Origin of the sequence: Edwardsiella hoshinae NBRC 105699 = ATCC 33379 (assembly GCF_000474215.1) — a bacterium.
Taxonomy (GTDB): Bacteria; Pseudomonadota; Gammaproteobacteria; order Enterobacterales; family Enterobacteriaceae; genus Edwardsiella; species Edwardsiella hoshinae.
Window position 1 is genome coordinate 58,321 of sequence record NZ_BAUC01000033.1, and the last position, 16,040, is coordinate 74,360.

Here is a 16,040-nt window from a genome sequence, read left to right on the forward strand (position 1 = left end):
TGGGATTTTTCATCGTGTCTTTATCAGCCTCAGCGATAGGCTTCTATTGTGCACCACTAGCCACTGGCAATGAACAGGATCTTACACCTATTTATCCACAGATATTTTGGATAACCGCTTCTCAGCGTCGGCACTGGTTTGATTTACAGCCTTGACTGGCGTCGTTTTTTGCGAAATTGCTGCCGCAGTGTGCAAGTTTTGCGGATATGTTGTGGATAAAATCGGCATTGTGCGATCTTTAGACAGCGCGGGATCCTAAGCGTGCCTAGATCACATTTTAGGTGCGTGGATAACGCGAATTAACGCATTAACATAATGAATTATATTGAAATATTTATTTTTGCCATTTTGTCCATTCAGTAAACTTGATAAGTTTTACCCGTCTTTCCAGACAGTTCTGCACACCTATATCCACAGAAAAAGTGAATAAACGGGCTGTTGAGTCTGTCCCTGTGTTTATAACTTTGCACTTATCTGTGAGTTATCCCGAATTTATCCGGTTAACCGGATCCTGATCTTGACGTTGCGCCAGTGGTTTACCGCTTGGTGGGAGTGTGAAACAATCAGGGTATCTTGCGATTTTGCTATCGAGGTAGTCTGGTGATCGATGATGATGGCTACCGCCCGAATGTGGGTATTGTAATTTGTAATCGTCAAGGACAGGTGTTGTGGGCGCGCCGTTATGGGCAAAACTCCTGGCAGTTCCCACAAGGTGGGATCAACGCCGGAGAGACCCCCGAGCAGGCGATGTACCGTGAACTGTTCGAAGAGGTGGGGCTGGGGCGTAAGGATGTGAAAATACTGGCCTCCACGCGTAACTGGTTACGCTATAAATTACCAAAACGTTTGGTGCGTTGGGATACCAAGCCGGTCTGTATTGGCCAAAAACAGCGCTGGTTTTTACTGCAACTCCAGTGTAATGAAACAGAGATCAATATGCAGCGCAGTAACACACCGGAATTTGATGGCTGGCGTTGGGTCAGTTACTGGTATCCGGTGCGTCAGGTTGTGTCGTTTAAACGCGATGTCTACCGCCGGGTGATGAAGGAGTTCTCATCCGTTGTGATGTCTTTGCAGGAGAGCGTAGCCCAGGGGGGGCGTGCGGCTCCCGGCTATCGCCGTAAAAGAGGTTAAGTGGCCGTTATCATGCTTACGCGCCTGCGCGAGATCGTGGAAAGGGTAGCCGCCGCCGCCAGCCTGAATGAAGCGCTGAATGTGTTGGTGGATGAAACCTGCCGGGCAATGGAGACGGAGGTGTGTTCGGTCTACTTGGCCGATAACGATCGCCAGTGTTACTACTTGATGGCTACCCGTGGTTTGCAAAAGCCGCGTGGCAGGGTGGTGGCGCTCTCCTTCGATGAGGGCGTGGTCGGCCTGGTTGGCCGTTTGGCCGAGCCAGTTAACCTGGCGGATGCACCGAAACATCCCAGCTTTAAATATCTGCCTCAGGTGCGGGAGGAGTGTTATCGCGCCTTCCTCGGGGTGCCAATGATCTACCGCCGTCAGTTGTTGGGCGTCTTGGTGGTTCAGCAACGCGCTTCACGCCAGTTCGACGAGGTCGAGGAGTCCTTCTTGGTGACCCTGGCTACGCAACTGGCTGGCATCTTGTCGCAGACTCAACTCAATAGCTTGTTTGGGCGCCTACGCCAGAATCGCCTGCGCGCCATCGCCACCTCCCCTGGGGTCGCCGTGGGGAAGGGATGGATGGATATCAGCCAGCCCGCGCTAGAACATGTGTACGAGGCGTCGACTCTGGACACGGAGAGTGAGCGCGAACGCCTGGCGCGGGCCTTGGAAGAGGCAGCCAGCGAGTTTCGCCGTTACAGCAAACGCTTCGGTGCCAGCGCGCAGAAAGAGAGCGCGGCGATCTTCGATCTCTACTCCCATCTGCTCAATGATCCCCGGCTCAAGCGCGAACTGATGCATCACGTGGATGGTGGGGCGGTAGCCGAGTGGGCGGTAAAGCAGGTGACGGAGCATTTCGCCGCCCAGTTTGCCAGCCTACAAGATAGCTATATGCGTGAGCGCGCCAGCGATCTCCGCGCGCTCGGCCAACGTCTGTTGTTCCATTTGGATGATAACGCCATCGGCCCGGCGCCGTGGCCGCAGCGCTTTATTCTGGTGGCCGACGAGTTGACGCCGAGTCTGCTGGCCGAGATCCCGCAGTCTTGCCTATTAGGGGTGGTGGTGCGCGACGGCGCCTCTAACTCCCATGCGGCGATCATCCTGCGAGCGATGGGGGTGCCCACGGTGATGGGGGCGGACATCCGTCCCGCCCTGTTGCATGAGCGGCTGCTGGTGATCGATGGCTACCGTGGCGAGGTGTTGGTGGAGCCGGAGCCGGTGCTGGTGCAGGAATACCAGCGGCTGATCAGCGAAGAGCAGGCACTGAGCCGCAAGACCGAGGCCGAATCGGATCGTCCGGCTCAGTTGCGCAGCGGCGAACGCATCAGCGTATTGCTGAATGCCGGGTTGAGTGCAGAGCATGAGCAGCGCTTGGAGGAGTGCGTCGACGGGGTGGGGCTGTACCGTACCGAGATCCCCTTCATGTTGCAGAGTGGTTTTCCTTCGGAAGAGGAGCAGGTCGCCCAGTATCAGGGGATGTTACAGATCAATCCCGAGAAGCCGGTGGTGCTGCGTACCCTGGATATCGGCGCCGACAAACAACTGCCCTATATGCCGATCAGTGAAGAGAACCCTAGCCTGGGGTGGCGCGGGGTGCGCATCACCCTCGATCAGCCGGAGATCTTCTTGGTGCAGTTGCGCGCCATGCTGCGCGCCAACGCGGCCAGCGGCAACCTAAGCATTCTGTTGCCGATGGTGACCACTTTGGCGGAGGTCGACGAGGCGCGCCGGTTGATCGAGCGCGCCGGACGCGAGGTGGAAAGTATGTTGGGCTATGCCCTGCCGCGTCCGCGGGTCGGGGTGATGCTGGAAGTCCCGGCACTGGCTTATATGTTGCCGGAGCTGGCCGCGCGCGTTGACTTTATCTCTGTGGGAACCAACGATCTGACCCAATATTTGCTGGCGGTGGATCGGAATAATACCCGGGTGGCGGCGTTGTATGACGGGCTGCATCCGGCGATGTTGCGCCTGTTGCAGCAAGTGGTGCGCGAGTGTAATGCGCTCGCCTTGCCGGTCAGCGTCTGTGGTGAGATGGCGGGCGATCCGATGGGGGCGTTGCTCCTGGTTGGCTTGGGCTTTCGCCAACTGAGCATGAACGGCCACAGCGTACCGCGCATCAAGTATCTCTTACGCCATCTGGATCTGGCGGATATCGAGCGGCTGGCCGCCCGCATGGTGGCGACACACTCCTCGACCGAGGTGCGCCATTTGACGGCGTCATTCTTAGAGCGGCGCGGCGTCGGCGGTCTGATCCGTGGGGGAATGTAATGCCGTGTACACGCGGGGAATTTTGCTGCCTATTATGGAGTCCCGGCGGAAGTTATGGGATGATTGGGCGGTTTTTCAGGGGGCGTGAATGGGTAAACTGACGCTATTATTGATGGTGTTGTTAGGCTGGCTCCAGTATTCGCTGTGGGTCGGTAAAAACGGCCTCCATGATTACATGCGGGTGAAGCAGGACGTGGCGGTACAGCAGGCGAATAACGCCAAGCTGAAGTCGCGCAACGATCAATTGTTTGCCGAGATCGACGATCTGAACGGTGGACAGGAGGCGATCGAAGAGCGTGCCCGCAGTGAGCTGGGTATGATCAAGCCGGGAGAAACTTTCTATCGCTTGGTGCCCGATCAGAACAAACGCCGCATGGCCGGGAATGCTCCCCAGCCAAACTCGACGTCCCCTTCGCTGATGTCGAATCGCTGAATTCTCTGCATGGCGACGGTCATGCCTTCATAGTCAATAACGAAACTCGCTGATGAACGATCACGATTCAGATAGGACGCCGTCCATCGTCGCCATTGTGCCGGCCGCTGGAATCGGTAGCCGGATGCAAAGTGTCACGCCTAAACAGTATCTGGCGCTGGCCGGAAAGACCATTTTGGAGCACGCTGTCGCGGCGCTGCTCCGCCATCCCTCGGTGTCACAGGCGATCGTCGCGTTGCACCCGCAGGATCGCCACTTCACCGGGCTCGCCTTGGCGCAAGATACACGGGTCAGCCGCGTAGCGGGCGGGGAGAGCCGGGCTGAGTCGGTACTTGCCGCATTGCAGGCCGCCTCGCGAGCCGATTGGGTTCTGGTGCATGACGCCGCTCGCCCCTGTCTGCATGAAGACGATCTCGCGCGCCTATTGCGTTGCGTGGGCACGGCGCATCAGGGGGCGATACTGGCGGCGCCAGTATGCGATACCATGAAGCGCGCCGAAGCGGGGCGTCCGCTGATCGCCCATACCGTTGATCGCCAGGATCTGTGGCATGCCTTGACGCCGCAGCTATTCCCGCGCGCCCTCCTGTTGCAGTGTCTACAACGCGCCCTGGCGGAGGGGGCGACGGTGACCGATGAGGCGTCGGCGCTAGAGTATTGTGGCTACCATCCGCAATTGGTGCATGGGCGTGCGGATAATATCAAAGTTACCCGTCCAGAAGATTTGGCGTTGGCAGAGTTCTATCTGGCGCGCTCGACCTCCTTGGCGCATTGACAGGAGTAATAACCGATGAGAATTGGTCACGGTTTTGATGTTCACCGCTTCGGCGGTGAGGGGCCGCTGATTATCGGCGGCGTGCGCATCGCGCATCCGCAGGGATTGTTGGCCCATTCCGATGGTGATGTCGCGCTGCACGCGGTGACGGATGCCCTATTAGGGGCGGCGGCGCTGGGGGATATCGGCCAGCTGTTCCCGGATAGCGATCCGTCTTATAAGGGGGTGGATAGCCGCGTGCTGTTGCGTGAGGCTTACCGTCGTATTCGCGCCAAGGGGTATCGCCTGGGGAATTTGGATATTACCCTCATCGCCCAAGCACCGAAGATGGCACCGCATATCCCGCAGATGCGTGTCTTTTTGGCGGAGGATCTGGTCTGCCATATCGACGATGTTAACGTCAAGGCGACCACCACCGAGCGGCTGGGCTTTACCGGACGGGGCGAGGGAATCGCCTGCGAGGCAGTGGCGTTGTTGGTTAAGGAGTGATCGATGGATTTTTCCTCGCTACAGTATTTGCATGGCCGCCCGACGGCGACCGGCGTGGTCAAGGCCTTCGCCGAGGATTTCTTTGTCGCCGAGGATCTGGGGTTCACCCCCGATGGCGACGGTGAGCACGTGCTGGTGCGCCTACGCAAGGAGGGCTGCAACACCCAGTTTGTGGCGGAAAACCTGGCGCGCTTTGCCCGCATCTCGCCGCGCTCGGTCAGTTACGCCGGGCTGAAAGATCGTCACGCGGTAACGGAGCAATGGTTCTGCCTGCACCTACCGGGGGGCGATACGCCAGACTTTACCCCGTTTATCCTGGAAGGATGCCAGGTTTTGGCGGTCACCCGCCATCGTAAGAAGTTGCGTATTGGTACGCTGCGCGGTAATCAGTTTCGCTTAGTACTGCGCCAGATTAGCGACAGCGCCGAGGTCGAAGAGCGTCTACGCCGGGTGGCGGCGCAGGGGGTGCCCAACTATTTCGGCGAGCAGCGTTTTGGCCGTGCCGGCAACAATTTACATCAGGCACGGCGTTGGGCGGCCGATCAGATCCGGGTCAAGGAGCGTGCCAAGCGCGGCTTCTACCTCTCCGCTACGCGCAGCGCGCTATTCAACCAATTGGTGAGCGAGCGACTGGCCGCCGGCTGTTTTGACCGAGTGCTGGAGGGCGATGCGTTGCAATTGGCTGGGCGGGGTAGCTGGTTTGTGGCGCCCACCGCGGAGCTGGCGGCGTTACAGCAACGCGTGGATGCTGGCGAGTTGCGTATCACGGCGGCCTTGCCGGGCGACGCGGATGGGGGCATTTGTGGTGAGGCATTGGCGTTCGAACGCCGCGTTCTCGATACCTACCCTGACTTGCAGGCGCTCTTGGTGCGCGAGCGAGTCGAGCCGGCTCGTCGGGCGATGCTGTTGCAGCCGCAGGCGCTGGCCTGGAACTGGTGGGATGACGCCACCGTCGAGCTGACGTTTGCGCTGCCCGCCGGTAGTTTCGCCACCAGCGTGGTGCGTGAATTGTTCTGTCAGGAAAATTCCGATGCGGATCTTGCTGAGTAATGATGATGGTGTGAGGGCTCCGGGGATTCAGACGCTGGCCCGCGCCCTGCGTGAGTTTGCCCAGGTGCAGATCGTCGCCCCTAACCGTAACCGCAGCGGGGCTTCGAACGCCTTGACGCTGGAGTCGCCGTTGCGCAGTGAGACGCTGGCGAACGGTGATATCAGCATCATCGACGGGACGCCGACCGACTGCGTCTATCTGGGGGTTAACGCCTTGATGCGTCCGCGTCCCGATATCGTCATCGCCGGTATCAACGCCGGCCCGAATCTGGGGGATGACGTCATCTATTCGGGTACGGTGGCGGCGGCGATGGAGGGGCGCCATCTGGGCTTCCCGGCGTTGGCCGTGTCGCTGGATGGCGAACGTCATTATGAGACGGCGGCGGCGGTTACCTGCCGTCTGCTGCGCATGCTAGCGGGCGAACCGCTGCGCAGCGGGCGCATCTTGAATATCAACGTGCCCGATCTGCCGCTGGAGGCGATCCGGGGATGGCGGGTGACCCGTTGTGGTAGCCGTCAGCCGGCGCAGACGGTGATCCATCAGCAGGATCCACGCGGCAAGCCGCTGATGTGGATTGGGCCGCCGGGCGCTAAGCAGGATGCCGGCGACGAGACTGATTTCGCCGCATTGGCGGCGGGCTATGTCTCGCTGACGCCATTGCAGGTGGATCTCACGGCGCACAGTGCGCGTGAACGCTTGAGCGATTGGCTGGGGCGTGCCGATAAGGGCGGTGCGGCATGGTAGATCGCCGGATATGGTTACTGATCCAACAGTTGATGCGTCAAGGGATCCGCGACGAGGCGGTGCTGAAAGCGATCGCCGAGGTGCCGCGCGAGCGTTTTATCGATGAGGCGATGTCCCATAAGGCGTATGACAACACGGCGTTGCCGATCGGGCTGGGGCAAACCATCTCGCAGCCCTACATGGTGGCGCGCATGACCGAGTTATTGGCCTTACAACCCAGCTCGCGCGTGCTGGAGATCGGCACAGGCTCCGGCTATCAGACCGCAGTGTTGGCGCATCTGGCTCCCCATGTCTATTCGGTCGAGCGCATCAAGAGTCTACAGTGGCAGGCGAAGCGGCGCCTGAAGCAATTGGATCTGCACAATGTCTCGACTCGTCACGGTGATGGTTGGCAGGGCTGGGCTTCTCGCGGTCCTTTCGATGCCATCATCGTCACTGCGGCCGCCCCGGCGATCCCGCCGGCGTTGCTGGACCAGTTGGCCGAGGGCGGGCGTCTGGTGTTACCCGTCGGCGAGCCGGGCCAGCCACAATTTTTGCGCCGTATCCAACGGCGGGGCGACGAGTATCTGGTTGAGTCTATCGAGCCGGTGCGTTTCGTACCCTTGGTGAGCGGCGAGTTGGCCTGACAGGGGAATGGCACACTCCGCCGTGCAGGGTTGGCTGATTGCCATTATGCTTCATGCACCACGCCGTGGCGAACGTGGCATGCGCGGCATGACGGGCGGTGCGATGGGCTGGGGCGTGACGGCGGGGGAAGAGTCTGAAAGCGCGAGGGTAAGACGAATGTTTACTGCATCCCGATTTGACCTCGGTGGGCTTTTTAGTGTCCAATTCATCCTCTTACGCGATAGGCTACCGTATTAAGCGGTGAATACCCGTTGGTTTTGGCCGGCTAGAGCTATGCGCAATTCGGCATTTTCCGGGTATATCGAATGAATTATCTTTTTAAGAAAAGCATGCTGTCATGGGGGAATCATGAGCACGGGAAGCCCAATGATTAAGTGGCGCCGGGTGGCGATGTGTACGCTGGTTACCATGTGGCTGGCGGGGTGTAGCAGCAACGAAAATTCTGCGCCGATCAGCTCGGTCAATGGCGCAAGCGGCGGCGGTCGTATGCTCTCTTCGGGGGGGCCGGTCCAGACCGATGCCAGTGGGCATATTATTTATAACCGTAGTTATCAGTCGATTCCTAAGGGAAGCTATAACGGCGAAACCTATACCGTCAAGCGCGGCGATACGCTGTTTTATATTGCCTGGATCACCGGTAACGATTTTCGCGATCTGGCCTCACGCAATAATATTCAGGCGCCTTATAGCTTGAATGTCGGGCAAGTGATTCGCATTAACGGTAACGGTAACGGCGGTGGCATGTTGGCGGCTAATAATAATATTGTTCCCCGTCAGCCAAGCAGTGCACAAATTCAATCGGTGAATATTGATTCTAAATCAGCCAGCGCGTATTCTGATTCTTCGGGTAAACAGAATGTAGGTAAGATGTTGCCTACAGCCGGCGCGGCAAGCAGCGCGACGGCGGTTTCTGCATCGTCATCCAGCTCGGCGCCGGTAGGGACTTGGCGTTGGCCGACTGACGGTAAGATCATCGAAAACTTCTCGTCTGCCGAAGGCGGCAACAAGGGGATCGATATCGCAGGCTCGCGAGGGCAACCGGTGCTGGCCACCGCCAATGGGCGGGTGGTGTACGCCGGGAATGCGTTACGCGGCTACGGAAACCTGATCATCATTAAGCACAATGATGATTACCTGAGCGCCTACGCCCATAACGACACCATGCTGGTCCGGGAGCAACAAGAGGTGAAGGCGGGTCAAAAAATTGCCACGATGGGCAGTACCGGTGCCAGCTCAGTAAGATTGCATTTTGAAATTCGTTACAAGGGAAAATCCGTAAACCCGCTGCAATATTTGCCGCAGCGATAGTTTGAGCAGGATCGCTGTATCCTGCTCGCAAATCACGGGTAGGGTACAGCTATGAGTCATACTACGCTGAAAGTTAACGAATTACATGACGAAATCGAGTTGGAGGATGGCGTTGAGGATGGGTTTGACGAGAAGGCTCTCGTCGACGAGTCCATGGAAAATGACCTCGTCGATGATGAATTGCTGTCTCAGACTGTCTCACAACGCGTCCTCGATGCGACGCAGCTTTATCTTGGCGAAATCGGTTATGCGCCACTGCTGACCGCTGAAGAAGAAGTCTTTTTCGCCCGCCGCGCCTTGCGTGGCGATGAGGCATCGCGTAAGCGAATGATCGAAAGTAACCTGCGTCTGGTGGTGAAAATCTCTCGGCGCTACAGTAACCGCGGTCTGGCGCTGCTCGATCTGATCGAAGAGGGTAACCTCGGTCTGATTCGTGCCGTGGAGAAGTTTGACCCTGAGCGCGGCTTTCGTTTTTCTACCTATGCCACCTGGTGGATCCGTCAGACTATCGAACGGGCCATCATGAACCAGACCCGCACCATTCGTCTACCTATCCACATCGTCAAAGAGCTGAACGTCTATTTGCGCACCGCGCGCGAATTGTCACATAAGCTGGATCATGAGCCGAGCGCAGAGGAGATCGCCGAGCAATTGGCGAAGCCGGTGCATGATGTGAGTCGTATGCTGCGTCTCAATGAGCGCATCACCTCGGTCGATACCCCGCTGGGCGGCGACTCGGAAAAGGCGTTGCTGGATATTTTGACCGATGAGAATGAGAGCGGCCCGGAGGATTGTACTCAGAATGACGATATGAAGCAGAGCATCGTCAAATGGCTGTTTGAACTGAATGCTAAGCAGCGAGAGGTGTTGGCGCGGCGTTTCGGTCTGCTCGGCTATGAAGCCGCCACGTTGGAGGATGTCGGCCGGGAGATTGGCCTGACTCGCGAACGCGTGAGGCAAATCCAAGTGGAAGGGTTGCGGCGCTTGCGCGAGATCCTACAAGGGCAGGGGCTGAGTATCGAGGCGTTGTTCCGCTAGGCGGCGGCCAACGCAACGAAAAAAACGGTGAAGCTTGGGCTTCACCGTTTTTTTATGTCGCTGTCAGCGCGCCGTAGGGCCCGTCTTACAGCATACCCTTGAGACGATACAACCAATCCAAGGCCTGACGTGGAGTCAGGGTGTCGGGCTCAAGAGTGGTCAGCGCCTCCAGGGCCGCACTCGGCTCGGCTTCGGCCAGTAATGGCAACTGCGCGCGTTCGGCTTGGCTATGGCTACCGTGTTGTGATAAGACCTCCAGCTCGCGTAGTTTCTGGCGCGCCCGTTTGATGACGTCGCGCGGTACCCCGGCTAGCGCCGCGACCGCTAAACCATAGCTCTTGCTGGCCGCCCCCTCTTGCACCGTGTGCATGAAGGCGATGGTGTCACCGTGCTCCAGGGCGTCGAGATGCACGTTGTAGACCCCCTCCAACTGATCCGGCAGCGTGGTCAGCTCAAAATAATGGGTTGCGAACAGGGTCATCGCCTTGATACGGCTCGCGAGACTCTCGGCGCAGGCCCAGGCCAGCGAGAGCCCATCATAGGTCGAGGTGCCCCGACCGATCTCATCCATCAACACCAGGCTATGTTCGGTGGCGTTATGCAGGATGTTGGCGGTCTCAGTCATTTCGACCATGAAGGTCGAGCGGCCGGAGGCGAGATCGTCGGCGGCACCGACACGGGTAAAGATGCGATCGACCGGGCCGATGACAGCGCGTTGGGCCGGGACGAAGCTACCGATATGTGCCAGCAGTACGATCAACGCCGTTTGTCGCATGTAAGTACTTTTACCGCCCATGTTCGGGCCGGTGATCACCAGCATGCGACGCGCCGGTGAGAGATGCAGCGGGTTGGCGATAAACGGCTCTTTTAGCACCTGCTCCACTACCGGATGACGCCCCTCGTCGATGCGGATGCCGCTGCGCTCGACCAGTTCGGGGCGCACGTAGGCGAAACGCTCGGCGCGCTCGGCCAAACTGCTGAGGACATCCAACTCGGCCAGGGCCGCCGCACTCTGTTGCAGCTCGGCCAGGTGCGGCAGCAGCAGGTCGAACAGCTCATCATACAGCTGTTTTTCTAGCGCCAGCGCTTTTCCCTTGGAGGTGAGGACCTTATCTTCATACTCTTTCAGTTCGGGAATGATATAGCGCTCGGCGTTTTTCAGTGTTTGCCGACGGACATAGTGGATTGGCACCAGATGACTCTGGCCACGGCTGACCTGGATGTAGTAGCCGTGGACGGCGTTGAAGCCGACTTTAAGGGTATCCAGCCCGAGCTTTTCGCGTTCGCGGATCTCCAGTCGTTCGAGGTAGTCGCTGGCGCCGTCCGCCAGGGCGCGCCACTCATCCAACTCGGCGTGGTAGCCGCTGGCGATCACCCCACCATCACGCACCAGCACCGGCGGTGTCTCGACCAGCGCTCGCTCCAACAGTTCACACAGGGCATCGAAGCGCCCGGCCTGATGCGCCAACGGCGCTAAGGCTGCACCGCCCTGCTCGCCGAGTAGCGTTTGCAGCGCCGGCAGTTGTTGAAAGGCGACGCGCATGCGCGCCAGATCGCGCGGCCGCGCGCTACGTAGCGCCAGACGCGCCAGGATGCGCTCCAGATCGCCCACCTGGCGTAGCAGGGGTTGCAGCTCCGCCACGATGGGCTGTAACGCCGCGATGGCGTCTTGGCGCTGTATTAAGATCTGCCGATCGCGGATCGGCATATGCAGCCAACGCTTCAGCATCCGGCTGCCCATCGCCGTGACGCTGGCGTCCAATACCGCCGCCAGGGTGTTCTCCTGGCCACCAGCCAGATTTTGCGTCAGCTCCAGGTTACGCCGGGTCGCGGCATCCATGATGATGCCATCCTGTTGGCGCTCCATGGTAATGGCGCGGATATGGGGTAACAGGGTGCGCTGAGTGTCTTTGGCATACTGTAACAGGCAGCCGGCGGCGCGTAGCGCCAACGGGGCCTGCTCAACACCGAAACCGCTTAAGTCGCGGGTGCCGAATTGGAGCGTGAGCTGCTGGCGGGCGGTTTCCAGTTCAAACTCCCACATCGGACGGCGGCGTAGGCCACGCCGCTGTTCGATCAGCGCCATGGCGGCAAATTCCTCCGGGTAGAGCAGTTCGGCTGGGTTAGTCCGTTGCAGCTCGGCGGCCATGCTCTCGGCATCTTGCGGTTCGGCGGCCTGGAAGCGCCCCGAGCTGATATCTAGCGTGGCATAGCCGAAACCATTGGCGGACTGCCAGATGGCCGCCAACAGGTTATCCTGGCGCTCGCTGAGCAACGCCTCGTCGCTGACGGTGCCGGGAGTGACGATACGTACGACCTTACGCTCGACCGGTCCCTTGCTGGTGGCCGGATCGCCGATCTGCTCACAGATAGCGACCGATTCACCCAGTTGCACCAGCTTGGCGAGATAGTTCTCCACTGCATGGTAGGGCACGCCGGCCATCGGGATCGGCTCTCCGGCGGAGGCGCCGCGCTTGGTGAGCGAGATATCCAGCAACTGTGACGCACGGCGGGCATCGTCATAGAACAGTTCGTAGAAGTCCCCCATCCGATAAAACAGCAGAATGTCGGGGTGCTGCGCCTTAAGGCGGAGATACTGCTGCATCATCGGGGTGTGGGCGTCAAAGTTGTCCGTGGTGGTCATGAGTCTGCGTTATCCGTGTGATTGATGCCGGCCTGGAGGAAAGGGCGCGGGAAGCTTGCCGCCGCGCTCGGACGCGAGAGCCGGAAACCGTTAGCAAAGCATGATAACCAACTCTGCCGAATGGGGAAACTGTACCGTCGGGCGAGACGCTTGATTTCAGCGCAGATTCAGAATGAGGCGGTGCGGCGCCGCTTGATAGCGAAGGTGGGAGACTGTAATAGCGAGGTGGCGAGTTGCTGCCATTCTCGGGTGCGCGTCAGGCCCAACTTATGCAGCGCGGTGCGTCGCTGGGTATACAAGCATTTGACGCTGACGCCGCACTGTTCGGCCATCAGCGCGAGGGAGAGGCCCTGAGCGCTCCACTTCAATACCCGTAACTCTCGCTCGGTAAGATAGGGGCGTACCGTCGCCGTGAGGCCGGCGGGCGGAGCATCGAGCCAGCAGGCGAGCTGCCACAGCCAGCGCGATAGGTCGCGTGCATCGTAGAGGACGCTATCGAATCCCAGCGCGCACAATACACGCGTTAATCCGGCGTGTTGCGGTTCTATGATGGCCAGCACGGGGAGCGCGCTGGCGTAACGTCGCCTCAGGCGCGCCATCTGTTGACTTAGCTCCGCCAAGTGCTGGCTGTTGAGTTGACCGGGGCAGACGATAACGCGGCCAGCCAATGGGGCGTGGCTGAGCAAGGTGGCTAATGAGGGGTAACAGTGTGTGTCGAGATGAGGGGTGAGCAAGGCGGCGAGGCCGGTGGCGAATAGCGGATTCGGGGTGACGAGATAGACGCGCCGCGTCGGCGGGGATGGAGTAACGGGAACGCTGCGCATAACGCCTCCAGAATGTGTGACAAGGGCTAACTAAGTGTAGGCGCTGGCGACGGGCTGTCCATGTCGGGCGGGGGGCGCATGCCCGGCATCCTGTGACGTCGGGCATTAAGCGGGGTCAGTGCGTGGCCTTGGCGGCCGGCTTGATGTCATCTTTCAGATCGACGAGCTTTTGCTGGGGATGTTGCTTACAGACTTTCAGTACCTTCGGTAGCGAGACGGTTTCGACTTCACGCCAGTCGACATAGTCACCGCCCCGGTAATCGGTGTCTTTGTTGATCACCCAGAAGGCCACCGGCGTCATCGCTTTGGGATTGAGATTGACGAACTCTTTACAGGTCATCTGCTGTGGGGTGGTATCCGTGGCAGCGTACGCGAGATTGACGGAACCGAATGCCAGCGCGCCCAATATGGCGATGCGTGTCATCTTCTTCATTATAGTCGTGGCCTCATTTCTGTGAGAGTAATAGAACAGTTTAATTATATTATAAATATTATTTCCTATCTGAATTCGTTGTGCCTACTTTTATACGCCAGACCGCCGGTATCCGGGGCGTCATCATAACGTGACGCGAAGGAGACAGGCTGAGGCGTCATTCATTCGCCATCCCTATCTTATCGATAGATGATATCTCACGATAATTGTCTGAATTATTTTGTTTTCCTGCCGATAGCGTCAGCGTGGATAACGATCCAGGGAGATGGCGGGCCACGATGTCGGTCTGCGGGTGATACCGTTGCGAGAGTCAACGAAGGGAGTACGACAACACTATTTTGCCGCCGGGGTGGCGGCGTTTTATATGAGGGAAGGTCATGTTGGCAACAGTGCGCGATTATCTTCAGCGAGTCTCCATTGGCGGCAGGATTGTTATCTGTTTTGCGCTGGTGTTGCTACTGGTTTTACTGTTGGTCGGCGTTAGTGTCTGGCAAGTCGAGAAAATAAATAGCTCGCTAGAGCAAATTAATGACGTCAATAATGTTAAACAACAGCTCGCCGTCGATTTACGCGGTAGCGTGCACGACCGCGCGATTGCACTGCGTGATGTGCTATTGGTGGATGACGCGGCGTTACCCGCCGTCGTGCGTGATATTGCGCGTTTAGGGGACGACTATCAACGCGCCTGGCAGCATCTGGCGCAACTGCGTGCTGGGCGTGTGGGGCTGAGCACCCAGGAGCAGACGCTGTTGTATGCGCTGGCCGCGACGGAGTCACAAACGTTACCGTTGATGCGGCAGATCATCGTCCTACGAGAGGCGGGACAACGCGCGGCGGCGGCACAGCTTCTGTTACAGCAAGCAGGGCCGCACTTTGTCACCTGGCTCAAGCAGATCAACGCTTTTATTAGCGTCGAAGAGGGCTACAGCAACGCACAGACACAACTGGCGCGTGGCGTCTCCGAGCACTTTCGCGTTCTGATGCTGCTCCTGGCTGGGCTGGCGGCGGCTACGGTGATATGGATTGCACGCTCTATCCGGCGCACGATTCGCGTGACCTTGGGGGCGGAGCCGGTGGCGTTACGACGTCTGATTAATGCCATCGCGCAAGGGGATTTGCAGTATCGCCTGGCACCATCGGCGGCTGCGGGCAGTATTTTGGCGACCACGCAGGCGATGCAGTGTGCGTTGACCCACCTACTGGGTCAGGTGAAAACTTCGGAGCAGCAGTTGGCTAATGTCAGTCAGGGATTGACCAGCGGTAGTGGGGAGTTGGCCGCGCGCAGTGATAGCCAATCCGCCTCGATCCAACAAACCGCGGCGGCAATTGCGCAGTTTGCCGCCGCGGTGAAGCGTAACTCGCAGAATGCCGCCCAGGCGGAGAGCCTGGTGGCTGATGCTGGTGTTCAGGTATCCGCCGGGAGTCGGGTTATCCAGACTGTAGTGGATGATATGGAATTGATTATTAAGGATTCGGCGGAGATTTCTGACATCACCCAGATCATCGAATCTATCGCCTTTCAAACGAATATCTTGGCGCTGAATGCGGCGGTCGAGGCGGCGCGCGCCGGGAGTCAGGGTCGCGGGTTTGCGGTGGTGGCCTCTGAGGTGCGAGCTTTGGCGCAGCGCTCCTCGCTGGCCGCGCGCGACATCGGCCAACTGTTGGCTAAATCAGTACAACGGGTACGCCGTAATGCCGATTCTGTCGATAGCGCGGCCCACTGCATGGCACGTATCGATGCGGCGATGTTGCAGGTGAAACAGGCGGTGAACCTGATCAGCGCCGACTCCGCCGAACAGGCGCGGACGGTCGATGGCGTCGTCAGCGCCGTGGCCTTTATGGATGAGAGTATTCGCCAGAACGCCACGCTTTCTGAACAGTTGGCCGGTGGCGCTCGCGCGCTGGCGGGACATGCTCAGGCGCTGCATGGCAGTATCGATCGTTTCCGTATCTAATGCACTATCCGAGCGCCCCAGGCGGGCGCTCTCCTCATTGTTTTCCCGCTGATATTTTTTATTTCTTACTTTCTAATTGGTTAGCGTTATTTATTTAATCTTTATCCTAATCACCCTATAAATAATCTCTCTCAATAGTTTGCCTGTTCACCTATTTTGGCGATCACTTAAAGAGAAGGGGGGCGATGTGTGGGGAGCGCGCTTACCCCCGCTGTACCTGTCGTTAACAATTCAATTGACTGGTTGGGAGAGAGACAATGAAAAAGGGTCATGATATTCATGGGGAATATTTGGATTCTCGTTTTGGCGCGCAAGCCATGCGCACGGCG

At 58.7% G+C, this 16,040-nt stretch carries 14 protein-coding genes; 11 read left to right on the forward strand and 3 right to left on the reverse strand.

Features of this window, described 5'->3' with window-relative positions; translation table 11 throughout:
• Positions 1 to 600 precede the first annotated feature (600 nt).
• The 10 genes from rppH (at position 601) to rpoS (ending at position 9,855) form a co-directional block, all read left to right on the forward strand.
• Positions 601 to 1,134 carry an RNA pyrophosphohydrolase gene (rppH, locus tag EHO01S_RS13605; RefSeq protein ID WP_024524472.1) on the forward strand — a complete coding sequence of 178 codons (534 nt, stop codon included), beginning with the start codon at positions 601 to 603 and terminating at the stop codon, positions 1,132 to 1,134.
• A gap of 12 nt (positions 1,135 to 1,146) precedes the next feature.
• Positions 1,147 to 3,393 (forward strand): phosphoenolpyruvate--protein phosphotransferase, encoded by a 2,247-nt coding sequence (ptsP, locus tag EHO01S_RS13610; RefSeq protein ID WP_024524473.1) that lies wholly within the window; start codon positions 1,147 to 1,149, stop codon positions 3,391 to 3,393.
• Between the two features lie 88 nt (positions 3,394 to 3,481).
• Positions 3,482 to 3,826 carry a cell division protein FtsB gene (ftsB, locus tag EHO01S_RS13615; RefSeq protein ID WP_024524474.1) on the forward strand — a complete coding sequence of 115 codons (345 nt, stop codon included), beginning with the start codon at positions 3,482 to 3,484 and terminating at the stop codon, positions 3,824 to 3,826.
• A gap of 52 nt (positions 3,827 to 3,878) precedes the next feature.
• Positions 3,879 to 4,598 carry a 2-C-methyl-D-erythritol 4-phosphate cytidylyltransferase gene (gene ispD / locus EHO01S_RS13620; protein WP_024524475.1) on the forward strand — a complete coding sequence of 240 codons (720 nt, stop codon included), beginning with the start codon at positions 3,879 to 3,881 and terminating at the stop codon, positions 4,596 to 4,598.
• A 15-nt stretch (positions 4,599 to 4,613) separates the two neighbouring features.
• Entirely contained in the window at positions 4,614 to 5,087 is a 474-nt protein-coding gene (ispF, locus tag EHO01S_RS13625; RefSeq protein WP_024524476.1) for a 2-C-methyl-D-erythritol 2,4-cyclodiphosphate synthase, read from the forward strand.
• A 3-nt stretch (positions 5,088 to 5,090) separates the two neighbouring features.
• Complete coding sequence (gene truD, locus EHO01S_RS13630) at positions 5,091 to 6,137, forward strand: tRNA pseudouridine(13) synthase TruD (RefSeq protein WP_024524477.1); 1,047 nt, start codon at positions 5,091 to 5,093, stop codon at positions 6,135 to 6,137.
• The gene (gene surE / locus EHO01S_RS13635; protein WP_024524478.1) at positions 6,118 to 6,882 is read left to right on the forward strand and encodes a 5'/3'-nucleotidase SurE; all 765 of its coding nucleotides are present in this window, start codon (positions 6,118 to 6,120) and stop codon (positions 6,880 to 6,882) included. Before truD ends, surE begins: the two co-directional genes overlap by 20 nt.
• On the forward strand, positions 6,876 to 7,508 hold the full coding sequence (locus tag EHO01S_RS13640; protein ID WP_024524479.1) for a protein-L-isoaspartate(D-aspartate) O-methyltransferase: 633 nt from the start codon (positions 6,876 to 6,878) through the stop codon (positions 7,506 to 7,508). The genes surE and EHO01S_RS13640 overlap by 7 nt, the downstream gene beginning before the upstream one ends.
• A gap of 367 nt (positions 7,509 to 7,875) precedes the next feature.
• Positions 7,876 to 8,817 carry a murein hydrolase activator NlpD gene (gene nlpD, locus EHO01S_RS13645; RefSeq protein WP_024524480.1) on the forward strand — a complete coding sequence of 314 codons (942 nt, stop codon included), beginning with the start codon at positions 7,876 to 7,878 and terminating at the stop codon, positions 8,815 to 8,817.
• Positions 8,818 to 8,868: 51 nt separating this feature from the next.
• On the forward strand, positions 8,869 to 9,855 hold the full coding sequence (gene rpoS / locus EHO01S_RS13650) for an RNA polymerase sigma factor RpoS (RefSeq protein WP_024524481.1): 987 nt from the start codon (positions 8,869 to 8,871) through the stop codon (positions 9,853 to 9,855).
• Between the two features lie 85 nt (positions 9,856 to 9,940).
• Here the strand turns inward: rpoS and mutS are convergent, their stop codons facing one another.
• From mutS to hdeB, 3 genes are all read right to left on the reverse strand, one after another.
• Positions 9,941 to 12,499 (reverse strand): DNA mismatch repair protein MutS, encoded by a 2,559-nt coding sequence (gene mutS / locus EHO01S_RS13655; RefSeq protein ID WP_024524482.1) that lies wholly within the window; start codon positions 12,497 to 12,499, stop codon positions 9,941 to 9,943.
• A gap of 167 nt (positions 12,500 to 12,666) precedes the next feature.
• Positions 12,667 to 13,323, reverse strand: coding sequence for a helix-turn-helix transcriptional regulator (locus tag EHO01S_RS13660; protein WP_024524483.1), 657 nt, complete (start codon positions 13,321 to 13,323; stop codon positions 12,667 to 12,669).
• Between the two features lie 115 nt (positions 13,324 to 13,438).
• Positions 13,439 to 13,756, reverse strand: coding sequence for an acid-activated periplasmic chaperone HdeB (gene hdeB / locus EHO01S_RS13665; RefSeq protein WP_024524484.1), 318 nt, complete (start codon positions 13,754 to 13,756; stop codon positions 13,439 to 13,441).
• Positions 13,757 to 14,133: 377 nt separating this feature from the next.
• Here hdeB and EHO01S_RS13670 point away from each other — a divergent pair, with 377 nt between their 5' ends.
• Positions 14,134 to 15,711 (forward strand): methyl-accepting chemotaxis protein, encoded by a 1,578-nt coding sequence (locus tag EHO01S_RS13670; protein ID WP_024524485.1) that lies wholly within the window; start codon positions 14,134 to 14,136, stop codon positions 15,709 to 15,711.
• Positions 15,712 to 16,040 lie beyond the last annotated feature (329 nt).